The organism is Pseudomonas japonica (genome assembly GCF_900188455.1).
GTDB lineage: Bacteria > Pseudomonadota > Gammaproteobacteria > Pseudomonadales > Pseudomonadaceae > Aquipseudomonas > Aquipseudomonas japonica.
In genome coordinates, this window is sequence record NZ_FZOL01000027.1 from 19,914 (window position 1) to 45,958 (window position 26,045).

The window sequence follows — 26,045 nt, forward strand, 5'->3', positions numbered from 1 at the left end:
AATTTCCCGACAAGACGGTAGCAAAATGATGGCCTTCAGGCAAAAGCCTGCCGGACCAACAGAGGCCCGGCAGATCGAGGCGAACACCCCGCGGCCTTGATCCAGACTCCCGCCAGGCCCCCGAACCTCACCACTCAGACTCGCCAAGCGGACGCTGGCCGTCCGTCAGGCCTCGCGCATCCTCCCACAACCCGACAATGCTCCGCGCCTTGATGAACTCGCCCTCCTGCTCCGGCAACCAGCTCTGTCCATTGCGATCGACCTTGACGATATGCACGCCGCGCTCGCGGGTTTCATCCGCCGGACGGGCCAGGGTCCAGACGAACTTCGCGCTGCGTCGCAGCAGTCCGGCGCGGAAACCCGCCGCGGCATCGAGCAGGTCGACCCGCCATGGCAAGGGCGACTGCGCGTACAGCGGCAAGGACAACTCGATCCCGGTATCACGCGGGGCCCGGGTCAGCGCCGCATACAGTCCCGGCGGCGGCTCGGCCACCGGTTCGTCGGTGACGATCAGGGTCATGCTCAGCGGGCCCCCGGCGAAACTCGCGGCCAGTTCCAGCAGGTCGCCAGCGGCAAGGTCCGCCGGACGGCCATCGAGTTCCAGCAGACGCCCGAGCGACAACTGGTACACCCGCTCCGGCTGCAGCATGGCCGGTTTCCCCTCGGCGACACCGGCCAGCCGCAGGTCACGCGGCTGGCCACTGCGCGGCAGCGCGCGCAATGTCAGGTTCAGGGACGCAGCCGTCCCCTGCCCCGACTGGGTCCAGGCCATCAGGGTCACCGCGCCCTGTCGGTTGACCCGCTGGCGGTCAGCGCCGAACAGGTAGAGATCCTGCTCGCCACGCCGTGACACCTGGTGCGGCGGCGCGCTGAGTCCGGCGTCGTAGGCCGGGTCGCAGAACAGCAGCGAGCAGGGCTCCAGGGCCAGCGCACCGCGCCCGCGCAGCAGCGGCCAGAGGGCGAAGCGCAGCTCCAGCGGTGGGTTGGCAGCGCCGGACGGCAGTACCTGCTCGTCGCTGGCCAGGACAAAACTGCCCAGGTTGCGTTTGCCGCCCACCACCCACTCGCTCGGCTGCACCATCAGGCGCAACTGCACCGCGGGATTGCCAGCGGCGTTGGCCAGTCGCTCGGCGATGGCCGCCAGCACCGGACCGGGTACCTGGTTGGCCGGGGCGGACTCGCGCATGTCGAGGACGATGCTCACGTACCCCCGCTGGAACCTCTCGGGCTGCGGTTGCGGTGCCTGCCGCGGCGAGACCTGCAGGCTGCGGAAGACCAGCGAGTGACCGTCGATTTCCAGACTGGCCGAGGCCTGCACGGTATAGGGCGGCTTGGCCGGCAATGCCTGCGGCCCGAACAGCAGTTCCAGCAGTTCACCGGCCCAGGACTCGGGCACCGCACTCGCGGGCGGCTCCTTGTTGTCGTCATCCAGCACCGGTCGTTCGTCGATCTCGGCGATCAGGCGCAGGGTGCCGTCCCACGAGGAGGTAATGGTGCCCGAGGTTTCCGGGGCGGCGACCAGGGTCACGCTCCAGTCGAACAGGCTGCCATCGCCGCGCCGCGCGCGACCGCTGAGGCTGTCGGCCGGACCGATCAGGGCCCGGTGGTTGAGCCCGGGCAACAGCGGCGAGGCGCAGGGCCGACGGTCGAAGGCCGAATAGCCGCTATTGGCCGCCAACGGCCCGGGGCGCGGGGTGCGCTCCACCCGCGGCAGCGCGGCGCTGGCCTGCGCCGGGGCGCCGAAGCGCGGGAACGCCGGGTCGAACGCGCCGACAGCGGCGCCCTGCTGCCCGGCGCCGATTTCCAGACGCAGGTGACGCGCCATGAGGATGCCCGGCCGCTCGGAAATGGCCGCAAGCATGGCCTGACCGGTCAGCAGCGGCTGCCAGTTGCCTCCACCCTGCGCCCCGCCCAGCGCCTTGAGATGCGCGTCGAGCATCCCGGCAACCGGTACCCGCGAACGCGGCGCGGCCGGCACCAGCCAGGGAATCGGCTCGCAGGCGAAGCGCGAGCGGATCGGCAGGTACAAGGGCGCGCGCTGCTGGGCCAGCCAGACCGCCCTGGCCGCATCGGGCGCCGCGGCCAGGGCGGGCAGATCGACCCGCCGCGACAGCGCGGCGATACCGCTGCCGCCCTGCCGGTCGTCGCGCAGCGCCGCGCTGAAGCCCTCCTCCACCCCGGCCATTTCCAGGCCGCTGTGCACCGGCAACTGATAACCGCGGCCGGCATCGGCGAAATCCCGCGACAGCAGGGGGCGTGAGCGCGGCTGCAGGGTTGGCTGCGGCAAGACCACGCTGCGCAGTTCACCGCTGCGGTCGCAGAGCAAGGCCGCCCTGGGCCGTGTGTGCAGGGCGTAGGCTTTCATCGCCACCTGGGCATCGAAGCCATCCTCGGCCTGGCTGGCAAACTCCAGCCCCGGCCAGGGTTGGGCCAGCACGCTGTCGCCGGCCACCAGCAGTTCGCCGCGATCCTCACCCGGCAACCCGTCGTTCGGCCTGGTCGGCGTGCCCTCCCAGTCGCCGCTGGTCAGCAGGGCCGCCGCACGTCGCTGCGCCGGCCCGTCGAGGGGGTCGAGATGCACCTGCGCGACCACCGACAGGACCCGCGCCGCGGCAATGGCCGTCGCCTTGGCCCTGGCCTGCTGCCAGGCCTGCAACACCCGGCTCAGCGCCGCCGCCGAGGCGAAGAAGTACGGCGTCCGCTCCAGGGCCTGCGCAGTGAAGTTGGTGGCAAAAGCCTGCTCGACCAGCAGCGCTCCTACCAGCCGGCCGCCGGCCTCGGGATCACCGTGCAATGGCCGCGAGCCGATGCGCACGGCGCTCTGCAGGTCGGCGTCGGTGGCGCTCGCCGGGCTGGTGGCGCAGGCGAAGGTCGGCGCCACTTTCAGGGCGGCCAGGCTGTCCGGCCAGGCCACGTCGAGATCGATCGGGCCAGCGGGCTCATTCTGCAGCAGCAGCGGTTCCTCACCCTCGCCCAGGTAGCCCGGCGACAAACCCATCAGCGTCGGCAGGCGCAGCAGCGGCACCCTGTCGTGGCCGGCCTGCTCGATCAACCCGACGAAGCCACCGCTCACGACGACATTGCCGGCCTGCTCGCCCGCGGCGTAGATCGCCTGGCGAAACGCCTGGCCCTGGGCACCGTGCAGCACCGAACCGAGGCCGCCGCGCCCCGGCCAGAGCATGCCGGGGTTGCCGTCGCGGTAGCGCGCGGCGAAGGTACTGCGTGCCTGCCGCTCTTCCTTGAACGGATCGGCACCGCCCGGCCACGGCGGGATCAACGCGCCCAGGGCGCCCAGGACGATGCCGTCGACGGCGGTGAAGCGAAATACCTCGCCGTCCTCCTGCACCAGCGCATGCCGGGCCATTACCGTCGCGGTCCACACACCGTTCAGCGGATCGGCATGGTTGATGGCATGGGCAGTCTCCAGCGCCATGCGATGGCCATCGAGCAGCCACTCGACCTGATGGGCATGCACCGGGCCACTTTCGATGCGCAACGTGCGCCGGCCATTGGGCGCGGTTTCCGGGAAGGGAATTTCCTCGTCGACCGGGTTCGGCGCCGTCACCCGCGGCCAGCCGATGACACTGCAGCCGGCGAGCGTGCCATACAGGCTCAGTTCACCGTGCCAGGCGCCCGGGGTGCCGCCGCCTTCGATCAGGACGTGATCGAGCAGGTACCGGCAGCGTGGCACACCCCCCGGATAGGCCCACCGGTCGAGGGCACCGCGAAAGCGCGCCGACTGCAGCACTGACTGGGTGCCCGCACCAAACGCCGCGAGGCTGGCGAGCAGACCGAAGCGCAGGCGTTTGCTGTCGGGGAAACCCTTGAGCAACGCCTTGGCCGGACTGTCGCTGGTCAGGCTCAGCGCACCGCGGGTCAGCTCGACGTGCACCGGCACAACGCTGTCCAGCAGTTTCAGCACGCCCTCATGCCGACTGTCCTCGAGCCCGCCACTGGCGCGCACACGCAGGGCCGGTGTGCCCTGGTCCACCTTGCCCGGATCGATCACCAGCGCATGGGCGATGCGCAGGTGCGTCTGGCTGCCCTGCTCACGCAGCCCGACCTGCAACCTCGCCGCGGTGATCGACAGCTGTCCCGACTGCGCCGGCTCGCCGCGCCAGGTGAAGACCGGTCCCGGGTTCTGCCTGGCACACGCCAGGGTCAGCGGGTAGCCGGCGAAATCGAAGCTCAGCGCTGGATCGAGCAGGCGCAACCTGTCGCCAGCCAGCTCCAGCGTGCGCGCTTCGAGCATGACCAGGCGCCTGCTGACCATGACCGGCAGGCGCACCGACGCCTGCACCGGCAGCACCGCCTGCAAGGCCAGGTGGCCCGCTGGCGAGGCGAAGACCAGCTTGACCAGGTCGCCACCGTCGTCGACATCCTCGCGCTCGTCACCGATGGACAGGCGCGCCAGGATCGTCAGGCTGTCCGGCAGCGCGGCACTGGGCGCGCCGCCATTGAAGGGCACCTGCAAGGCGAGCAGGCGCAACGGCTCGATGAACAGATCGCCCAGGGCGATGCGCTCCGAGCCGCTGGCGAACGCCGTCGTCTTCCCGGTGGCGGGCAACAGGCGCCACTCGAAGCCGCCCTTGAGCAGGTGACCGTCCTGCCAGGCGAAGGTATCGACCCCCGGCGCATGCTCGAAACCACCCTTGTGGGTCAAGGGCAGGTCCTTGAACCAGAACCGCAGCAGCTCCAGACCAGGGTCGTCGTGGGCGCGCACCGTGAATGTCTCCGGACTGGAGAAACGTCCGGCCACCTTCGCGTCGTCCGCAAGCAGGCCGGACAGCGGACGCCACCAGCCATGGCGCGGATCCAGTGGCTGCGCGCCAACCCCACGGGCATCGACGAGATACGTGCCGCGCAGGTACGCGCTCGGGCTGTTGCCCAGCACCTGCACGCTCTGCGCACTGGGCGCGGCACCGATCTTCAGCTCCGTCGCGGACACCGCGAAGGTCGCGCTCAACCCGCGCAGCGCCTGGTTGCCGGAGAGTCTGGTGGTACTGCCCAGTTGCATCCAGCCATATGGCAGGGGCTGCGCCACGTCCAGACCGACCCCGATATTGTCCGTATTCCAGCGCAGGCCGCCGACCAGCGCGTCGACCGCGACCTTGTCGACCTTGCCCAGAGGCCGGTAGCCGACCATGTAGCTGTGCGCCACCCGGGCCAGTTGCAGGCGCCGCTCCTGCTCGCCCCAGAACTGCTCCAGAACGCTCCAGTCGAGGGCGGTGGCGATGGGCGCGGTGTCTGCCTGGCGGGCCGCGTCCGGCTCCTCGGCCGAGCGCGGCAGCGCCGCCGTGGCGAAGGCTTCGTCGAGCACCGGCAGGTCGAAGCGCAAGGCCGCCTGCAGTTCATCCCAGCGTCGGGTCTGCCAGCTGTTCAGGGTCGGCTTGAGCTCGGCACCGGGCACGCCGAAGGCCACCAGACCGATACCCCGATCGGGCGGTTCGAGGGCGTCCGGGGCTTGCGGATCCGGCGGCAATGGCCAGTGTGCGGCCACGCGGTAGCGCCAGTTGCCCTGCAGTACGGCGAAGACCTTCTCGCCCGACCAGTTCAGCTCCGCCACGCGCTTGTCCGGGGCGTCCGCAGGCCGCATTTCGAACGGCAGCAGGTCGCGGCTTTCCAGGGGCCGCACCGAGGCCGCGAGCATCCGCGTCATCGGCATCTGCGCGGCGAGCGGCATTTGCGGATGACGGGACCAGTAATACACCTTCGGCCTTGACCCATCGCCCGCGGCAGTACCGTCGCCCTCGATATCGATGGTCAGGGCCAGGCCCTGCCGCTTCATCGTCGCCCGCTGACCTTGCCGCGTCGAAAGCAGGCTCAGTTGCTCGATCGCCATGCTGACCACCGTGCGTTCCTGCTCGCTGCGCTCCAGGGCGATGTCGATGAACGCGCCAGGGCCGGCGCCCAGGCGCGGGATGGCTTCGCTGGCATCCGGCCGGTCGCTGGACAGCCACAGCAGGCCGCGGGTGGACAGGTCCGGCTGATCGACCACGGCCTGACCCCGCCGCAGTGTCGCCCCGCTGGCCGGGTGGCCTGGCGTCAGGCTCAGGGCCACGCGCAGCCGGCCAGCCCCCTCCAGGGTCACCGACCAGGGCGTCTGGCGGATCGGCAGACCAGGCGTGGCGGGCGGCGCGAATGCCGACTGCACCTGGGGCAGGTCATCGCGCGGGAGGAAGCGCAGGAAGCCATCCAGCGCGTTGGCCGTAGCGACCGGCCTGTCCTCCAGCAGCTCGCTGTCGAGTGCCGGGTTCAGCGGCGGCAGGTTGGCGAAAGGCAGTTGCAGCCAGCCGTCGCTCATCGGAATGAAACCGGGCAACCAGGGCCGCGCCGGGTCGGGCTGGCCGGCGACCAGCGCTGGCAGGCCATAGGCCCGACGCAGGGTATCGGCCAGGCGGCGTTCGTCCAGCGTCACGGCATAGGGCTTGCCGACGCTGGTCAGCAGGTCGACGTGCAACGCCGCCGGCGTCGACACCGTGCTCGCACTCGACTCCAGCTTCAGGTAGGGCGTGACCACTTCTTCCCCGGCATTTCGCGGGCGCGGCGACGCCCAGGCCAGGAGCAGCCCTGGTTCACTGTCCAGCCCGGCGCTGAAAGCCCGATACAAGGCCTGGCTGCCGAAATAGCGTTCTGCCTGGCTACCCAGCGCTCTCGGACTGCCGAGGACGAAATGGCCACCCGCGCACTCCACCACCCCGTCCACGCGCTGTTCGTCGGCCGGGCTGAGCAGGTTCAGACGCAGGTGCCGGGCGGGAATTTCCACCGGCAGGTAGCGGGTCTTGCTGTCGATCAGCAGGCCCGGACGGTTGGGGTGCGTGGCCGGCAGCCCGATGATCGACAGGCCGTAGCGAAACGCCGGGATCTGCCGGGCATCGCCGCTCAGGCGCATGCCGTGCAGCGCCTCTTCCTGGCGTCCCTGTGGCAGCACGGCCATCCAGGCCTCCTGCCACTGTTTGCGCTGCGGGTCGCGCAGACGCTCCGGCTGCAGGGTCAGCAGCAGACGCCGGTCATCGACCGACAGCAGGAAACGCCCGTCCAGCGGGGCGGACTGCCCGGGAAAGTCCACCTGGCAGTCCAGCTCGATACCTTCGGGGGTGAGCACCAGGGCATAGCGGCGGATTTCCTTGGGCTTGGCCGCGGCGGGTGCCTGGGGCTGCAATGCGCCCAACCACGGACAGGCGCCATAGGCCACCGCCAGTTCAATGCGCCCGGCCACCAGGGCGAATGCCGGCACCTCGATGGCCTTATCCACCTTGCCCGGCCAGGGCTGGCCCAGGTCCGGGCACGGCTCGACGAGAACGTGCTGGAATGCCGCCGCGGCGGGCTGCGCCGCGGTCTCGCCAGGGGCGGGCAGCGCACCGCTGATGAAATAGGCCGGGGTGGTCTGCTCCTTGCCACTGCCCGAGGGGTCGAAGGTCCAGCGGCGCCTGCACGGCAGCGACTGGCTCAGCACCTCACCCTTCTCGTCCGGCAGGTTGATCCGCAGCGCTTCCCGGCAGTCCACGCTGTAGCGCTTCTTGCCATCGTTCTTGGGCAGCGGCGCGAAGTTGTCCGGGTAATCGCGCAGCGCGGCCAGCGGGTCGAACTGAACACGCTCGGCGTCGAACCGGGTGCGGTACTTGCCGCTGCCGTGTCCGGCGATCAGGTGCAGGGAGAGCAACTGCGGATGGCGCAAACCGCCCTGCCCTTCGAGCCCGCTGGCATCGATCAGCAGCGCGCGCAGCGGATGGGTGTCATCTTCCGGCAGGTAAGCCTTGCCAGTCAGGGAAGCATCGGGCGCCGCGGCCGCGAGCTCCCACAACGGTTGCCCGTTGGCCAGCAACGGGCCGCGCAGCAGGATATGGCGAAGCGTGGTGTTATCCATGGTCTGGCACCCTCACTGGATCATCTTGACGAGTTTCGGCCATTGCACCGCGACGGCCATGACCCCCGGGTGTTCCGCCATCTGCGCCGACCAGCTGGCGCGGGCATCGATGGCGCGCAGTTCGAGGCTGGCGCTGCCGCCATTGAGCCGCTGCACCAGCAATTGCCAGAAGCGCGAACCCTGCGCGGCCAGGACGTGACCGCTGGCGACGATGGCGTCGATTTCGCTGTCGACGGGGATATCCCACAGGCACAGGATGTCGGCCATGTCCGCGTCTCTCAGGTACAGCGGCGCCGAATCCCACTCCGGTAGCGCCGGGTCCGGCCGTGGCCAGCAGCGCAAGGCAGGTGCGTCCAGGTCGGCCAGTTCACCGGCAGCGACGGCCTGGCTGAACAGCGCGGGCCAGTTGGCCGCCCCGCCATTCTGTTCAAGCCAGCGCGCCACCCGCTCGCCGGCCATGCGGCAATCGTCCAGCAGTTCGCCGCCATCGAACCTGGCGGCAGCCTCCAGACGGTTCGCCAGCGCCTTGCAGGCCTCGGGGAAGGCGACGATCCGGGCGGCGTAGTCATCGTTGCTCTCAGCCGCGGCTTGCTGTAGCGCGAAATACCGCTGATTGAGCCGCAGCACCCGGGCGAAGCGCACGATGGCCTGTTCGAACGGCGCGTCGTACTCCGGCCTGCCGGCCAGCGCCAGGGTCGCGCGCCACGGCGCCAGCGGCCGGAAGTCCACGACCAGCTGGAACGCACGCGGCGCCGGGTTACTGTCAATCCGCGGCAGGCTTTCCGCCGTGGTCCAGCGCGTGCCGCGGCAGCGTACCGCCACCGCTGCGGTCGTCGCATCCTCGGCCACCAGGCGGGTGTCGGACAGCTCTTCGCTGAGCCGCAGGCTGCCACTGGACGCCTGGAAGTGCAGCTGATAGCTGATGTCCGGGTCGGGCCACCAGCACACGTCCTGCGGGCCACCGCTGTTCCGCTCGCGAGCCACCTCCGGGGTCAGGTCGTGGTGCGACAGCAGGCGGTGACTGAGCCGGTACAGGGTCTCGCCGTGCGGTCCGGGCACCAGGCTGAGGATCGGCAGCAATGCCTGCGCGCTGTCCAACGTGCGCAAGGAACGTCGCGGCAGGTCGTCCTGCAGCGCCGAAACCAGCTCGGAGACGACAATGCCGGCCCGTGCCGCGGCCACCGCCAGCACCTTGTACTGCGGGGCGATGGCCGGGAAATTCAGTACCTCGGCGCCCTTCCACAGCCCCGCCCGGGTGTCCGCCATCTCGCCCAGGCGGGTCGGGGTCAGCCGGCGCACCTCGCCCGCCTGCGCCGGCGCAACGGCGCCCAGGTCGTCCCATTGCGCGGGTCGTTGCGGATGCTCGGCCAGACGCTGCGGGTAGAGTTCGGGGTCGTCGATGCCGTGGTCGGCGACCAGCTTCCGCGGCCAGGTCGGGGTGCGATAGGCGCGCAACTGGGTGAGCAGCACATCCGGCTTGCCCAGCCGGGCGAACAGCGGCCGATTGGAGGCGGCCAGCGACTCCTCGCCATGGCGGGCCAGGATCAGCTCCCAGGTCTCGTGCTGGATCGAACTGCCGAGGATCACCGGCGGCTCGATCCGCTCGGTCCGCGGGACCACGGCGATGGCATGGCCGACCGGCTGCTTGCGCATGTCCTCGGTCACCAGTTGCTCGCGCTCCGCCGCCGGCAGCAGACCGACGCCCGCCATCAGGTGCGCATAGCGCGAGACCGGGCGCAGGGCATAGGCGCGGGCATGTCCCCAGCGATCATCGCTGGGGATGTACAGGCGCACGCAGCCGGCGCCATCGGCGGCCAGGCGCAGCGGGTTGGTCCGGCTCGGCGCGGCCAGCGCCAGGTTGATCGACGACGTGCCGGCCAGGCCCGGGCCGGGGGCCGCGGCGTGATCCAGCAGGCGCTGGGCCCAGGCGGTGTATTGGCCCATCAGCGAGGTCCAGGTGTCGTCGTCGTAGCGCTTCGGCTCGGCGAAATTCGGCGCGACGGCGCGCAGGTGCGCGAGCAAGGTGCCCAGGCGACGCGGCTCGGTGCCCATCTGCCGTGCCCAGGCCTTGGCGTTCTGCATCGGGAACAGTTCGAAGACATCGAGGCCGGCCAATGTGACGCGAGGGCTGCGCCGCAGCTTGCAGCGGCTGGGCCTGACTGTCAGATAGACAGTTTTCTCGAACGTTCTGCCACCTTGCTGGGTAATCGTCACCTGCAACCCATAGCGAATTTTAAAACCGACCAGATCAGTCCGCCCGGCAGGACAACGCACCACTAACCGGTGCTGGCCCAGCGTGGACTGTGCCAGTCGCAACTCGACCTGCGGATCCTTTCTGCCCAACGTGACACCGAGGCCCGTCGCTGGATCGAGCAGATCGATTTCATCCTGGCTGGTGTCGCCGTGCGCACGTTTCAACCACAGCGACATCCGCTGCAGGCTCCACTGACCGCCGGACCCGGCATGACAATCAAGGCGCTCTCGACAAGCCTCGGCAGCATCGAAGGTCAACAGGCGATAATCCCATATCGCCTCCGGCACCGGCCGCAACGACAACTGGATCAGCGCCAGGCCATCGTCGTCGATGTCGAACGCCTTGCTCGCACTGCTCGCCGTGCTGACCGCGTCGAACGGCCGCACCACCCGGTTGGCGCCGGGCTTGAGCAGCACTTCGGCAAATGGCTGGCAGGACGTACCAAGGCGCCCGCGCCAGCGTTCGAACACCGCGCTGAACACCGCGTCGACCCGCGCCGCCACCTCGACCGGGCGCAGGAAGCGCCCTTCGCCCAGGTGGTACAGGCGCACCGTCGCCGCCAGCCCGAGGGCCTGCAGCACGCCCCAGCCGTAGGGATCGCTGGCCGGTGGGGTGGCCGCGAGCCAGGCGGCCAGCTCGCTACCCTCGACCTGCGCGGGCGCCTGCAGCATGACGTTGTAGGCGCGGTAGACCTGCGGAATCGCCTGGCCCTGGCGGTCGCGCAGGGCCAGTTCGGCAAGGGTTTCCTCCAGCAGCGGATGCAGCGGCGAACGGAAATCCAGCGCGACCGGGACGCTGGTCAGCAGTTCCTCACCGAGATGCGACGACAGCTCCAGGTTCAGACCGTCCAGCGCGCCAGGATCGCGTTGCCACGCCTTCACCTCCGGCCCCTCATCGTCCAGCCCTTGCAGGCACAGGCTGAGCAGCAGGTAGCGCAGTACGCTGGCAGTGAAACGCCCCGTCTGCAGCAGGGAGAAATGCTCATCCTTGGCGAGGCCGAAGAACGCGTCGGGTGCGGCTGCGCCAGCCAGCTCGACGACCGGCGTACAGAGCCCGACGCGCAGCGACGCCGAGATATCCTTGAGCGTGCGCGAGGCCGGCGAATCGATGGCGATGGTCAGGCGTGCCTTGATCGAATCGGGCCAGCCCTTGCGCAGCAACTCGATGATCGCCGACTCCGGTGCCTGCAGCAGCAGACGCTGGCGCGGCAGGCGTTTGGCGAAGCCCGGCGTGCTCTCGCGCGCCGAGTACCAGGCCCGTCGCGGCGCCGTTGCGCCCTGGCCCGGACGCGGCAGGGCGCGCCAGGATTCGCTCGGGTAATGCGCCTGCCAGCCCAGCCAGTCGGCATTGTTCGACGGCACCAGGCTGGCCTCCTCCGGGGCCAGCAGTTCGATATGGGCAATCCGCCGCGCCCGCTCCCAGGTCTGCGGACTCTCCTCCAGGGCCTGCGCGTGGGTGTCCAGCGGCGCCAGGTCGTCGAGGTCCAGTTCGTGCAAGTCGAAGCCGGCAATGCTGGTCTGGTGCAGCGGGTCGACCACATCCCCGGCCCATTGCGCCAACGCATCGAACTCCAGGTGTACCGCGCTGCGCCGCGCGCTGTCGCGCTGCACCTCGATACAGCGCTGATCGCCCGCCGCCCATTGACCCAGGCTGGCCCCCGGCACCGGCATGCGCAGATGCAGGAAACCGCTGCGCACCCGCAGGCGGTGCTGCGGCAGTGGCGGCAGACGCAGGTGCAGCGGCCACTCGAAGACTTCCGGGCGCAGGCTGGTCGACGCTGCGGCACGTCCGCCGGACAGGTGCCTGATGGTCAGCTCGCTGGGCACCGCAACCAGTTGCGAACTCAGTTCGACACCATCCGCCAGGGTGATATCGGTGCGCAGCCAGAAGCGCGCGGCGATGCGCTGGCCGTCCTGGTTGACCCAGAGTGCCTTGCGCAATTCGACCAGTCGCGCGGGACTCAACAGCGTCTGGTCCCATCCGACCTCGTGGGTCAGCGCGCCCCAGAGCTCGAAGCGGTTCCGCGTGTCGGCGTCACGCTCCAGTGCTTCCACGCTGGCGCGCTGCGCCTCGTTGGCGTTTGCCAGTGAGCGCAATTTGGCGAAGGGAATCTCGAAACGCAGCGCCGGCGCTGTCGCCTGCGCCCCGGCACTGCCCAGGCCGCGCACCTTGTCGGTGGCACCGCCGGCGGCATAGGCCCCCGCCGGCAGAATCAGCTCCTGCTCGACGATCAGGGTGTAGGAGCGCGTGGCCTTGAGGTCCTTCCGGGCCTGCCACGCCGGGTCGTGCACGGCGATATACACGGCGAGATCGTCCGGGGCGGTGTCGCGGGTCTGCCAGCACAGGTCGCAGTCCGCCGGGATGACCGCCGGGTTGCTGCGCAGGGTCTGCACCACGCGGATCTCGGCCTGCGCCGCGCGCACCGGCGGGCGCGGCCGTTCGAAGACATGCAGGAAACTCTTGCTCAGCCCGCGGGTACCGGCGATGTCCACCGGCGTCACCGACCAGGTGAAAGTGACATCCTCGCCGCCGATGTCCAGCTTCGCCCAGGCCCGGGTGGCCAGCAGGGCATCGGCCTCGTTGGCGGTGGGCAACAGGGCCCGGCGCCATTCGGCGGGCAGGTCGCTGAAGTCGTCGACGTACTGCCAGTCCGCCGGATGCACGGCGACATGGTCCAGGTCTTTCCCCTCCTGCTCCTGCGCCGCGCCGAAGGTCGCGGCGGGTTTGACCCGTACCAGCCGTGGCTGGTACTCGCGGCCTTCGATGGTGCGGCGGATTTCGTAGTGATGGAGGAACTGGTCGGGGTCGGGATGGATCTCCTCCAGCCAGGGCAACGACAGGTCCCAGTCCATGCACATGCCGTTGGCGCCCAGCTCCAGGCGCGAACCGGCGAAGATCGGGTCCTGGTGCTGGAACCAGCCGCGCACCGGGTTGAACACTTCCACCCGGGCCGCCGCGCGCTGGGCCTGGTCGTGCTTGTGCACGGTCAGGGACTCGGCCAGGGCTTCCAGTTGCGCGGCCGGACCATGGAACATCAGGCCCAGGTCGAGCACATGGGCCTCATCGAGGTTGGTCCGCGGGGTGCCGCTGGCGAAGGTGACGAACTGGTCGAGGAACATGCTCATGGCCGTCGAGCGCGCCTGCAAGGCACGGTCATCCGCCGGGTACTGCGCGGCGTTCGCCAGATGCTCGCGTTGCGCCAGATCGCGCTGCGCGGCGCGGTCGGCCTCGTCGCGACTGGCGGTGGCGGTCTTGCGCCGGTACTGGCGCGGGCGTTTCGGCTCCTGCCGGTCCAGCGCCAGGCGCCAGAATTCGCTGCCCTCCTGGCGCCAGGAGGTGCTGGTCAGGAAGCACTCGTCGAACAACTGGTCGAGGCGGAACTCCACGCCGGGGGTGTCGACCGGAATCCGCGAGGTCCAGCGGCTGAGCACGTACTCGACTTCGCTGTCGAGGTGTTCGCCCAGCCCATCGGGGCCCAGTCGCTGGACATCCTGCAGGTTGTCCAGCCGGCAGTAGTTCAGGCGGTAGGAAAAACCCGGCAGCGGGTCGCGCAGGCAGGGTGGCGAAGCGTAGAAGCCTCCACCGCGCGAATGGCTCACCTCCTGCGGCACCAGCAGGCCGTAAGCGTAGTCTTCGCCGTCGGGCGACAGCGCCCGGTACAGCACCAGCCAGAACGCCGTCTTGCCGATCGGCCGCCCCGCGTCCGGCAGATAGATCAGGTCAGGCCGGGACTCGCTGGTCGCCGGTTTCTGCTCGACCACCTGCTTGTCGGCCGGCTTCGCCTTGAGCGTCTCCACCTGCGCAGCGTCATCGATGCGCTGGTCACCGTCCTTGCTCGCCGCGGCCGGTGGCAGGTCCGGCTGGTCGGCGCTGATCGACATCGCCAGGAAACGCTGCACCTGTGCCCGCGCCGCATCCAGCTCGCCGGCGTTGAAGGCGAAACCGATACCCACGCCGAGGGTGCAGCCAAACGCCGAGATCGCCAGCCGGGCATTGCCGCGCCCGCCCACCCCGGAGGTGGTCACGGCCATTTCGATGGCGGCGCTGAACTGCACCGAATAGGAAAAACCGATGCGCAGGGTGAAGCTCTTGAAGCCGAGGTCCACCTCCATCCAGGCACGCACGCGGAAGGCCAGCGACGCATCGAGCATGACCAGGCCATAGACCATCGAACCGCTGAAGCGCCAGCTCAGGTAGGCGATCAGGCGGGCGACGAAGCGCGCCTGCAGAGTGGCTTCGAGCGCCACGCCGATCGAGCCGCTGCCGGCGCTGCCACCGAACGCCAGCCAGGCATCGGCCTCGATGTTGTAGCCCCATACCAGGCCATCGTCGGCGGCGCGGAAGATCATCCCGCCGCGCAGGCTGACCTTCATGTTCGCCTCGTCCACCAGGCGTACCGCCAACTGGTCGGGCCAGCCCAGCTCGTAGTGGAACAGCCCCGGGCGGATGTACAGGGTCGCCGACCAGTCCACCGACTCCACCGCGCGGCGCAGTGTCTGGCCAGTGCGCAGGCCTTCGAAGCGTTCGCCGATGAAACCTTTCGAATCACCGATCATCCGCGCCAGCAACTCCGAACGCGGCGCGCTGATATACAGGTAGCCGCGCAGGCCGGGGCGCTCGCGGAAATTGTCCTTGTTGCCGCGAAAGTCCGCGTAGTTCACCCCCAGCCAACCGCGCAGCGAAGCCAGCAGGGTCAGGTCGGAGCGCAGGGCGACGATCATGTCGAAGAAGAACGGGTTTTCCGCTTTTTCCTCTTCCTTTTCGATCCAGGCCTTTTTCGCCGGGTAGCTCTGCAACGCCGCGCGCAAGGCCAGGGTGAAGCGGTCGCCGTCCGGGTCGGGCGTCCAGGCGGCGAAGCGGCCGAGGTCGCCCTGGCGTTTCGACACATCGTCGAGCACGCGGATCAGCTGGGCCGGGGTCTTCGCCTCGTCAGCGTCGCGAATGCCCGTCAGGGTGTAGCGGAAACCGAAGCCCATGCCGGCTTCGCGCATGTAGAAATTCCAGAAGCCGGTGGGCACTTCCACCGCCAGCTTGTCCTTCTGCAGGTAGACGAAGAACGCCTTGCGCCGCGCGCCGGGCGCATCCTTGCGCTCCACTTCGAGGAAGCCAAGGCTCGCCTGCATCGCACCCCAGCCGGGGATCTCCACCTCGCCTTCGCCGAGGAAGCCGTAGGTGTTGTAGCCGTCCGGGGCGAACTGCTTGCCTTCGACGGTACGGGTCGAGGGATCCACCGCCAGCACCGAGCCACGCACTTTCACCGAGCCAGCCAGTTGCAGGTCCAGGCCCAGGCCTTCGGCGCTGATCCGCGGCAAGGCTTCGCCGTCCGCCGGCGGGGCGATCCACAGGCCGTGGAAATCGATCTTCGGCTGCATCACATCGCCGATCTCGGCGAACTTGATCTGCCCCGACAGGTTGATCGCCGGCGCGCCGTCGAAGCGCTCCGCCGAGGGATGGAAGCCGAAGCCACGCAGCTCGAAGGTGAACAGGTTGAACAGCGAGAAGCTTTTCTTCGGGTTCAGGGCCTTCTGGAACGACACGTGCCGCGCCAGCACGCGCGCATCGCCGGTCAGCGGGGTGCGCTCCAGGTTGATTTCGATGTCCTTGAGAAAGCCCAGCAGGCCGCCTTCGAATTCGCCGGCCTTGGGTGTGAAGCGCAGCGAGCCGGTGACCAGCAGGTACAGGTGATAACCGCCGTCCTTCTGGATGCCGAGGTCCAGGTCGGTGATCACCAGGGTGAAACGGGTGGCGTGACAGACGATGGCCTCGCCCTTCTTGTCCAGGGTGACCTTGCCCGAGCGCAGGACGATGCTGCCGCCCTCCTGGAGGAGGGCCAGGTCGAGGCTGCATTCGGCATCGCCGATCAGCGCCGGCGGCAGCTTGCCACGGCCACTGACCGTCGCCTCCTGCAGTTGACCCGCACGCATTTCGAAGCGGCCCTGATGGAAACGGAACGGCACGTCAAGGCCATTGATCCGTACCGGGCTGTCGGCGACGGTGGCGCTGATGTCGATGCCGCGGCGGCCGACGAAGAATGTCGAGACTTCGAACAGGATGCCGTCGTCGCCGCTCGACAAACCCTCGAAACGCAGGGTCATGCGCGCCGCTTCAGAGTTGAGCGCCAGCCCGGACTCACCGTCGAGGAAGCTCAGGGTGAACATCTCGACTTCTTCGTCGTTCTTGCGCTTGTTCTCGTCGCGCTGCTCGATGATCCAGGTCAGCCCGAGCGCCCGCTCGACGATGCGCCGCGACTTCAGCCCCGCGCCCTTGGGCGTGCGCAAACGCACGCGCAGGGTGTCCAGGGCGAGGATCAGGCCGAGCTCGACCCGGCTCTGGACCCCGGCCGCCTTGATGCCCAGGGCCAGCTCACCCTCCACTTCGCGCGTCGCCGTCCGGTACTCGTAGGTAAAGCCTTCGACCCAGACCACCTGGGCAAAGCTGTCCTTCAGCTTGTCGAGGAAGCCGACCGGTTGAGCACCGATCCCCGGCTCACCCATGCCCAGCAGCGGCAGCAGGCGATCCTTGGCGAATTCCACGTCGGCGTCCAGGTCCAGCGGCGTCAGCCGCCACGGTTCCGCGACCGTGGCCACGCCCGTGCTGATGCCATGCAGGCTGCCTTCGAGGCGCTTGAGGAACACGGCCCGACCGCGCTCGACACCGACCAGGACGATGTCCAGGCGCTGGTTCGGGAGCCGCGGGCTGACCTGGGTCTTCAAGGTGATGATGCGGGTATCGGCGCGCCCGCCAGTGTCGTGGCTGGCGTCCGGCATATGCCCGGCGCTGCCGGTGGCCTGGTCTTCCAGCCACAGGTCGGTGCCCAGGTCGGCGATCGCGGTTTTCGCCGCGGGCGTCGCGTGGCTCAGCAGCAGGTAGGCGCCGGGATTGTCGACCAGGTCGAGCAGCAGGCCGGGCTGCCAATCCTTGTGGAGCGTCAGCTCCAGCCCGGCGGCCGTGCAGCGCTGCACGCCGGACAATGCCTTGTTGCGCATGATCAGGACCTGGCGCAACTGCAGCGGTGCCAGGCCGATGCGCACTTCGCAGCGCAAGGGCACCGACAGCGTGCCCGGCCCGCTCAGGGCGAACGGATTGGACAACTGGCCGAGAAGCGCGCAGATGCCTTCGGCCAGGGCATCCAGGGCACTGACCAGCGCCTGACCGACGAACAGCGCCGCCTTCGCCAGGGCCGTGGCGAAACGGCCGAGGATTTCCAGCAGGCGGGTCAGCCGCGGCGGCGTGACATCCGGGCCGTCGAGTGTGGCGAGGAAGCTGATGACGTTGCCGACACCTCGCAGCAGGGCGGCGCCCGCGTCGGCCAGCAGTTCCAGCGGATAGGGCTCGACCAGCTTGAGGCGGACCAGGCGCGAGGCCGAGGGGCTGAACTGCACCTGCCCGCTGAGGCTGATGAAGGTCTGCGGGTCGTCCACCAGGCGCAGTTGCAGACGCTCGAAGGTGACGTCGGCGAGCAGGCAGCGACTGGCGCCATCCCAGAGCAGGTCGACCGTCACATCATCGGCCTTGAGGCCCAGCGGCCCGAATTGCTGCTGCGCAACAGCACCGGAGCGCACCCTGAGCGCACCGGACGGGTCCTTGTGCTTGAGCCACAGACCGTCGCCGGTATTGGCCACCCTGAGCTCGGCGATGGAAAGCGTGGCCGCGCCCCCGGTGATCGTCACGTTGAAGCGGACAAGCCGCGGCTCGATGTTTGCCCAATCGACCGCGTCCGCCGAATCCACCAGGGCCCAGCGCACCTTGCCATTGGCCAGGTCGATGGCCAGATGCGGCTGCCCGGACGTGGCGACCACCGCGACCTTGACCTTGTCGGCAAGCGACCCGCCAAGCTGGCCAAGCCGTTCGAGCAACGGCGACGCTCCCTCGTCACCCGGCCAGACAAGCGTGTCCCGCAGATCCAGGCTGGGGAACCTGAATTCGGGAAAGGCAAAGTTCAGGTCGTCCAGTTCCACCCGCAGCAGTGCCGGGTTATTCAGGCGCAGCACGCAGCACAGGCTGCTGCTGACCTGCAGCGAGGGCAACGCTGGATCGCCCTGCAACTGCAGGGTGGAGTGCAGGGAAAATTCGCCGATGCGCGAGTCATTGCCCTGCAACCAGTCCGCCAGCGGCAGTCTGATCTCGCCGTGGGTGGCGGTGCTCAGATCGAGAAAGGTACTGCTCTCGCCCCAGGTGACCTGCACCGACTCCAGGGCCCGCAATGCCGCGACCAGCTCGGCCCGCGCCTGCTCGCCGCGCCTGGCGATCTCCTTGCCCACGGCATCGACCGAGAGGCGCGGCGGATCGCCGTCGGCCGACGTCACGGCCCATTCGGGCACGCTCACCGGCGTCGGCAACTGCGCACTGATCCTGACCTGGTCGGCCTTGTCCAGGGCCACCGCGGACCACCCCTGACCCTGCTCGCGAGTCAGATACAGCACCAGGTCATTCTCGAACCGCTCGATGATCAAACGTTCCATGCTTCCCCCTCCCCTTGGCCCGACATGCTGCCGCGCGCCCCAGCCAGCGGGCGCAATCGGTCACACCGATACGCTGTCCTGTTCCTGTCTGGCGAGATCCCCGGGCACCCCGCCGCCCGCGCCCAGGCGGCGGATCGTCGACTTGGGCAAGGTCGGGGCATCGGCCAGCACCGCATCCAGGCGCTTGCGCAGGTCGGTCACCACGGCGCCGAGGCTGCCGTCCTGCTTGCCACTGGCCAGTTCCTCCTGGATTTCCCGGGCCATGGCGCCGAGCTTCTCCGCCGCGTCCTGATGCGCCGCGGCGCGGCTGTCGAAGTTGAGGAAGGTCTGCAGCGAGCTCAGCACCAGGGTCAGGATCGAGAACCCGGCGGCCAGGTAGCGCGGCCAGACCAGCTCGGAATTGGCGATCGAGCTGAACGCGCTGGCGCTGACCACCGCCGACAGCGCCACACAGGGGATGCCCAGCTTCCAGCTGAATTTTTCGAAGTCGCGGGCGCCGACCTCGTGTTCGATCTGCAGCCGGACGATCATCCGGCGCCACTTTTCCAACAGTTCACTCTGGCTCATGGTGTGCTCCTCGACACAGGTCCGGGCAAAGCGGGGTCACGCGGCCAGCGCAAGCGCGCGGCCGACAGGGCGATCTTCGGGAAGACCGGCTCCGCCTGGGAGCCGGCGCGGTGTTTCACGGCAGCGGCGGCGTGCTATCGATCCGGCACCCCTCCTGCCCCTGGTACGCCACGCGCAGGACGTGGATCAGGAACCGTCGGGCCTGGAGGACTTCGGCGCGGTACTTGCGATAGCTGGCGTTACTGACCAGTGCATCGCGGTAGCGCTGGTGCAGGGTCTCCAGCTCGCTCACGGCGACTTCGAGATCGTTCTTCGCAGCGGCGAAGTCGGCTCCTGCCTCGGACAGCGTTTCGGCAACCCGGGCCGCGGCCTCCAGCGCGCGCTTGGCGGACTCGGCGGGCGTCTTGGGTTTGCTGGCGTCGAGAAAGTCGGTGAACAGGCCGATGCGATTTTCAGTGAAGGCCAGCGCGACTTGTGCCCGCTCGGTGTCCGACTTTGCGTCGTACAACTGAATCCCGAAGTTCACCGATCCGACCACGACCTTCACGCCATAGGCGGAGCCGATGCACACGGGATTCCTGCTCATGACGCAGGTTTCCACGGCGATATCGACGACCGCATCGATCGCTTCCAGCGCCAGTGTCCTGCTTGCCTGGGCCAGGGCCTGCTCCTTCTTCTTCCTGGCGGCCTCGCGACGGTCCAGGGCAGCGAAAATCAGAATGGTCTCGGATTCCAGCGCCTTCTCGCTCATTGTCGCGGTCAGGGAGATCTGGTCTTGCAGGTAGGCCTCGAACTGCGCCAGCTCAGCGCAATTGGCCACGCTCGGGTTGGCGATCAGGGTGTTGATTCGCGACTTGCATTGATAGGGCATGGTGACTCCTCGGGAAAAAAGCGGCGTCTGCACGTCCGCCAACATCCGCGGCGAACGGTGTTTCCCCTAAGGCATTACTGGGGTTGGCTTGAATGACTGTAGCCAGCCCATGGAAAATCGCCCGGCTTTTTCATAGCCATTTGCCTTTATCGATTCGGCGTTGCCGTGGGGCTGTTCCGGGGCAGCACGACACCCTTCCAGCACCCTCAAAACAGGCACCTGCCTCGCCCAAACCAACTGTCATGGTCGCGCAACCATACAGTTTGGCGCCCATCCCCCCGCGCTGTACCGGTACATCCCCCCCTGCCCTTCTTAATCTGCAGCTGTTCATCAGGCACGGACGCTTCGAAAAACTGCGATTCCCCCTTCCAACAGTGCAATGAAAGGAGCAGCAATTGAGAACTGATGAAACGGTCGTCGTCACCGGGGTGACGTCTGGCATTGGCCTGGCTTGCGCCAGAATGCTGATGAAGCAAGGACGCAACGTTATCGGAATCGGACGTCGAAAAGAGCGCCTGGATAATCTGGCCGATGAATTCCACGGCCGATTCCATGCATTGAACTGCGATGTTCGCGACAGTCAGTCACTGAATAGCGCATTCAATGAGTTGCCCGACGAATTCGCCGATATCGGCAAACTCGTCAATGCCGCGGGTCTGTTGCAGGGCCAGGGAAGTTTGCTGGATATCACCGACGAACATATATCCACGATGCTCGACACCAATATCCACGGCCTGATCAACGTGACCCGCGCGGTACTGCCGAAACTGATCGAAAGTGGCCGTGGCCATGTGGTCAACCTGAGTTCCATCGGTGCCCATGTGCACTACAAGGGCGGCCATGTCTACGCCGCCTCCAAGGCCTTCGTCGAGCACTTCGGGCGCTGCCTGCGCACCGAGCTGGTCGGCAGCCGGGTCCGCCTGACCAGCATCGCGCCGGGCAAGACACGCTCGGAGTTCGCCCTGGTGCAGTGCGATGGCGACCAGGCCCGGGCCGACCGCGTGTACAGCAGCCTGACCCCGCTGGAGCCGGAAGACGTGGCCAACGCGGTGCTCTGGGCACTGCAGCAGCCGGACCACGTGAACATCAACCTTATCGAACTAACGCCTGCTGACCAGGAACTTTCGTACCGGTGACTCCATGAGCCAATCTCTCGCGAAGTATTACGTCAGAAACAAACTTACCCATAAGTTGATCAGCAAGCGTGTGTTGTCGCCGATTTCCCTGGCGCAACAACCGCCGGCCGACCTGGTCAAGGCACTCTGTATCGAAGAGGAAGTTTCCCGGCTGTCGGCGGTCTACAGCAACTTCCAGCAGGCCGATGATGAGCGCACCGGTTTGCCGCGGTATATGCCGTTCTATCGTTTCATCCAGTCGAAGTTCCCTGGCTTCCAATGGCAAGTGCGTAACAGCGACGGCAAGAAGACCCTGATTCTCGACAAGCCGTTCATCAACCAGAGCCGGCCCTCGCTGCTCAACCTGCTGCTCTGCGCGGTCAACGACAATATCGTCACCACACCGGCGCTGAAAGTCCGCTACCCGGCCATGGCGCCCCTGCCGGACGCCCTGGTGATCGACCTGGAGCAGGCCTTCGAGCGGCTGTCGTTCAGCAACTCGGCGCCGCACTTCATGACGCGCTTCGCCGAAACCCTGGTCAAGGGCCTGGCCGGGGAGCCCATCACCCTGGTCTCGCCGGTCTGCCCGGACTACGGCTACGAGAGCAAGAACGGCCGGCTGCGCTACACCTTCGACCACCTCGGCGAAGGCATCGGTCTGGTAGCCGGGCGCGTGGTCAAGACCCTGCCCGCCCTGCAGGCGGTGCTGCGCAAGCATGGCATCGATGCGCGCATCGCCATCGGTGCCGGCGACTTCGAAGGCTTCGACGAATCGACCCTGAACCGCCTCAAGGAAACCCGCGAAGGCTTCGCCCGCAAGCTGCGCATCAGCCAGGGCAAGATCCTCGACATCCTCGGCGCGCGGACCGAATCGATCATGATCGCCGAGGCCGCCGGTGGCGAAGCGCAGTGGCGCGTGCTCACCGCCGACGCCGAACGGCGCCTGGCCAGCCGCGACAACGGCTGCATCGTCGACAGCGACCTCGATTACGCGGCGATCTTCAATGCCCGCCTGCCGCTGTACCAGGCCTGGCACCAGCACCGCAGCAACGAGGAGCTGATGCACATCCTCTACGCCCAGGGTGCCGAGTACGCCGCCATCGGCCAGGTCTTCGCCCGGCAGTGGCAGAACCCGATCGTCATCGGCGCCGACCACAACCGCATGCAGCCGTTCTACTGGCTGTACAGCGATATCCCGGTCCTCTACCTGACGCGGGTGTACTGATGAGCCCGGTACAAGGCGCGAAACAGCGCACTCACTACTGCCAGTACGGCCCCCGCGGCAACGTCCGCGCCAGCTACGCCCATCTGCCGTTCCAGCCGCTGTGGACCTGGCTGACCGGCAAGGGCCTGGCGCAGCCGGCCGAGGACCTGAAAGCACGGATGGAGCAGACCGGCGAGGCGTTCCTGCGGGTTCACCTGCTGTTCACCTGGGCCTGCATGATCGGCCTGGTGCTGCTCGGCCAGGCGGTGCTGGACGGGGCCTTCCATCCGTTGCTGGCGCTGCTGCTGGTGCTCGGTGCCTGGGTGCTGATGGTCAACCGCCTGCGCAGCATGCAGGCGACCTTCCACTACCTGACCCATGGCGCGGTGCTCAAGGACAAGGCGCGCGCCCAGCGTTACGCGCGTTTCTTCCTGACCACGCCGCTGCTCTACCAGGACTGGGACACCTACAACCAGAGCCACGTGCGCGAGCATCACAACATCCATGTGCTGTGCACCGACATCGACCCGGACCAGCGCTTCATCGAAGCGCAGGGCTTTGCCCCGGGCATGTCGGAACTGGCGTACTGGTGGCGGGTGATCGCCACGCCGTTCCGCCCGACCTACCTGCTGCGCCAGTGGCGCGCCACGCTGAACGACAGCTTCGTGCGCCCGCCACGCCATGAAGTGCTGTTCCGCCTGGCGTTCTGGGGCGTGCTGCTGGCCGTGCTGTGGGCCACCGGGACCCTGGCGGCCTTCGGCCTGATCTACCTGATCCCGCGGGCCGTGCTGTTCGAGCACTCGATGTGGCTGCAGCTGTTCACCGAACACCTGTGGTTCTACCAGCGCGAAGCCGGGCGTGGCGACAAGCCGCATTACGGCCGCCTGACCTGGGGCCGCTTCCAGGGCCGCACGCCGCCCACCGGCGGGACCGTCGCCTGGGCCGGCTGGCTGCTCAAGGGCCTGCTGCTGGACGTACCGGTGCGCCTGTACGTGTATCCGCAGGACCTGCCCAACCACGACGCCCACCATCGCCGCCCCAACGTGCATTACCGGCATATCGCCCACTACCGCGCCAGCGTCGAGGAGCAACCGTCGAGCTACGGCCCGTTTCTCGAAGTCTGGGGCTTCATGGCCGGCCTGTACCTGATTCGCGACCACCTCTGCCGCGGCGTGCGCGAGCCCTTCGGGCCGCTGCAGGCGACCGCCATCGACCTGAACGACCACCTGTATTCCACGCCCAGTTCTCAAGGAGCCTGATCATGCAAGAGACCATTCAAACGGCAAGCCAGCAACTGAACAGCAGCGCCTATGCGGCCCTCGACGCCGCCCAGCTGTTCTCCCGGGAAGAGCTGGCGTACATGGAAGAAGCCTGCCAGGTGATCCCCAAGACCATCATCGAGATCGGTGACGTGGGCGAACAGAACTTCCTCTCGGTGGGCCGCTTCATGGAAGACCAGAAAGGCCAGTTGCCGGTGTACCGCAACGACCCGTGGGGCAAGAAAGTGGTGGAGATCCTCTCCTCCGGCAAGAGCCGCGAGTTCTTCAACGGGATCATGGGCGGCGAGTGCTACATCCGCCGTTGCCAGGCCAACCAGCTGGAGACCGGCAACTTCATCGGCAAGCACATCGACACCTACAGCAACCTGGAATACCGCTACTCGGTGGTCATCCAGTTCGGCAAGGAGTACGGCGGCGGCGAGTTCTTCGTCGACTACGAAGGCAAGGAAAGCCTGCTCAAGACCGGCTACGCCGACGTGCTGATCAATCGCTGCGAGATTCCCCACGGTGTGCGCAAGGTGGAAAGCGGTACGCGCACGTCCCTGGTGTTCTTCCTCAGCAAGAGCCCGCTGGACAAACCGAACCTGAACAACAAACAGATCTGACCGGCGTGCGCATCCGCCCATGGAGGGCGGATGCCTTACCGATCTAGCCAGAAGGAACCGTTGCAATGACGCAAAGTACAGTCGCCAGCTACCAGGACACCAAGAACCAGGACCTGCAGGCCTATTTCCTCGGACTCATCTCGGTCGCGGCGTTCGCCATGACCCTGCCGGCGGCGAAGATCCTCGCCGGCGACCTGAGCGCCCTCCAGGTCGGTTTCTTCCGCTCGGTACTGGCGGCGTTCGCGGCCATTCCGTTCTTGATCATCGGCCGCGCCAAGCTGCCCAACGGCTCGCAGATCAAGCGCATGCTGCTGACCTCCACCGGCATCGTCTACGGTTTCCCGGTCCTCACCGCGCTGGGCATGCAGTACGTCCCGGTCAGCCACGGTGGCGTGGTACTCGCCGCCCTGCCGCTGTCCACCGCGATCTTCGGCACCCTGATCACCGGTACCCGGCCGTCGAAAGCGTTCTGGGCGGTGTCGAGCCTGGGCTTCCTGACCGTGCTCGCCTACACCGTGGTCAAGTCCGACGTGCAGGACATCTACATCGGTGACCTGGCCCTGCTCGGCGCCGTGCTGCTGGCGGGCTTCGGCTATGCCCAGGGCGGCGCGCTGTCCAAGGAACTGCCGGGCTGGCAGGTCATGTGCTGGACCCTGGTGGTCAGCCTGCCGGTGCTGCTGCCGGTGAGCCTGTTCCTCTACGACGGCGAGACCCTCGCCAACCTGCCTGGCCAGGGCGTCGCCGCCCTGCTGTTCCTGGCCCTGATCAACTCGCTGCTGGGCTTCTTCTCGTGGAACCGCGCCCTCGCCCTGGGCGGTATCCAGCGCATCAGCCAGCTGCAACTGCTGCAACCGTTCTTCACCTTCGCCTTCTCGATCTGGCTGATGGGTGAAGCCTGGAACTGGCTGACCCCGGTGGTGTGCGCCGTGGTGATCGTGCTGGTGTGGTTGTCCAAGCGCATCTGAACACCGCGCGCGTCGGCTCGCCGGCGCGCGCTTTTTCATCCCTGTACCCGATGGAATTCATTTGATGAGTGCTCCGAGTTTTTTCCGCCCCGGCAGCGAACCACCAGAGCCACCCCTACCGTGCCTCGTCAACCACGCCGAGGGCGTGGTCGGTCTGCTGGCGCTCAAGACGGGCGAGCGGGTGCTGGATATCGGCTGCGGCGATGGCCGTCTGAGTGCGCACCTGGCCAGCCAGGGCGCCGAGGTGGTGGGCTTCGATGTCAGTCCGGAACGGGTGCTGGCCGCCCGCTCGCGAGGGCTGGAGGTCAAGCGCGGCAACGCCGAGGAGCTGTATTTTCATCAGGAATTCGATGCCGTGTTCAGCCATGACGCACTGAACGAAATGCACCAGGCCGAGCTGGTCGCCGGCGGCGCCTTCATGGCCCTCAAGCCGGGTGGCCGCTTCGTCGGCGAGTTCGCCGGCCGCGCCCACGGCGCGCTGATCCGCCAGGCCCTGCGCGGTGCCCTGGAACGTCGCTCGATCGACTCGCGCGGCATGGACCACGACTACCTGCCCAGCGCCCACCAGTACCAGCGGGTCCTGGAACAGGTCGGCTTCCATGTCAGCTACATCAGCTGGTTCGAGCGACCGATGGCACTGGACCGGCCCTTCGGCGAATGGCTCGAACAGCACTACAGCCCTTACCTGAGCGCGGTGCCGGCAGCACTGCGCCAGGCGTTCGTGGAAGAAGTCAGCGAAGAACTGGTCGGCGACCTGCTCGATTGCTGCGGGCGCTGGACAGTGGATGCGACCCGGTTGCGGTTTCGCGCGCTGCGCAAGGCGTGAACCATGACCCACCTTTCAATCAGTCGAAC

10 protein-coding genes are annotated in these 26,045 nt (G+C 67.8%); 6 read left to right on the forward strand and 4 right to left on the reverse strand.

Translation table 11 applies throughout. The annotated features are described in order from the left end of the window. Nucleotides 1-127 precede the first annotated feature (127 nt). From CHB99_RS25360 to CHB99_RS25375, 4 genes are all read right to left on the reverse strand, one after another. Entirely contained in the window at nt 128-7,867 is a 7,740-nt protein-coding gene (locus CHB99_RS25360; RefSeq protein WP_042127239.1) for a hypothetical protein, read from the reverse strand. Nucleotides 7,868-7,879: 12 nt separating this feature from the next. Continuing rightward, on the reverse strand, nt 7,880-18,583 hold the full coding sequence (locus CHB99_RS25365) for a hypothetical protein (RefSeq protein ID WP_042127237.1): 10,704 nt from the start codon (nt 18,581-18,583) through the stop codon (nt 7,880-7,882). 60 nt (nt 18,584-18,643) lie between these two features. Further along, entirely contained in the window at nt 18,644-19,150 is a 507-nt protein-coding gene (locus CHB99_RS25370) for an SLATT domain-containing protein (RefSeq protein ID WP_042127235.1), read from the reverse strand. Nucleotides 19,151-19,265: 115 nt separating this feature from the next. Further along, on the reverse strand, nt 19,266-20,054 hold the full coding sequence (locus CHB99_RS25375) for a hypothetical protein (protein WP_141137340.1): 789 nt from the start codon (nt 20,052-20,054) through the stop codon (nt 19,266-19,268). Nucleotides 20,055-20,416: 362 nt separating this feature from the next. On the opposite strand from CHB99_RS25375, the gene CHB99_RS25380 reads away from it, so the two are divergent. The 6 genes from CHB99_RS25380 to CHB99_RS25405 all read left to right on the forward strand — a co-directional run bounded on the left by CHB99_RS25380 (nt 20,417) and on the right by CHB99_RS25405 (nt 26,016). Then, entirely contained in the window at nt 20,417-21,157 is a 741-nt protein-coding gene (locus tag CHB99_RS25380; RefSeq protein ID WP_042127231.1) for an SDR family NAD(P)-dependent oxidoreductase, read from the forward strand. A gap of 4 nt (nt 21,158-21,161) precedes the next feature. Then, nucleotides 21,162-22,361: a hypothetical protein gene (locus CHB99_RS25385; protein ID WP_141137341.1), complete on the forward strand. Its 1,200-nt coding sequence runs from the start codon at nt 21,162-21,164 to the stop codon at nt 22,359-22,361. Then, nucleotides 22,361-23,599, forward strand: a complete 1,239-nt coding sequence (locus CHB99_RS25390) for a hypothetical protein (RefSeq protein ID WP_052419502.1) — start codon at nt 22,361-22,363, stop codon at nt 23,597-23,599. The genes CHB99_RS25385 and CHB99_RS25390 overlap by 1 nt, the downstream gene beginning before the upstream one ends. 2 nt (nt 23,600-23,601) lie before the next feature. Then, entirely contained in the window at nt 23,602-24,225 is a 624-nt protein-coding gene (locus CHB99_RS25395; RefSeq protein WP_042127227.1) for a 2OG-Fe(II) oxygenase, read from the forward strand. A gap of 65 nt (nt 24,226-24,290) precedes the next feature. Further along, on the forward strand, nt 24,291-25,190 hold the full coding sequence (locus tag CHB99_RS25400) for a DMT family transporter (protein WP_052419501.1): 900 nt from the start codon (nt 24,291-24,293) through the stop codon (nt 25,188-25,190). Between the two features lie 64 nt (nt 25,191-25,254). Next, nucleotides 25,255-26,016: a class I SAM-dependent methyltransferase gene (locus CHB99_RS25405; protein WP_042127225.1), complete on the forward strand. Its 762-nt coding sequence runs from the start codon at nt 25,255-25,257 to the stop codon at nt 26,014-26,016. Nucleotides 26,017-26,045: the final 29 nt, after the last annotated feature.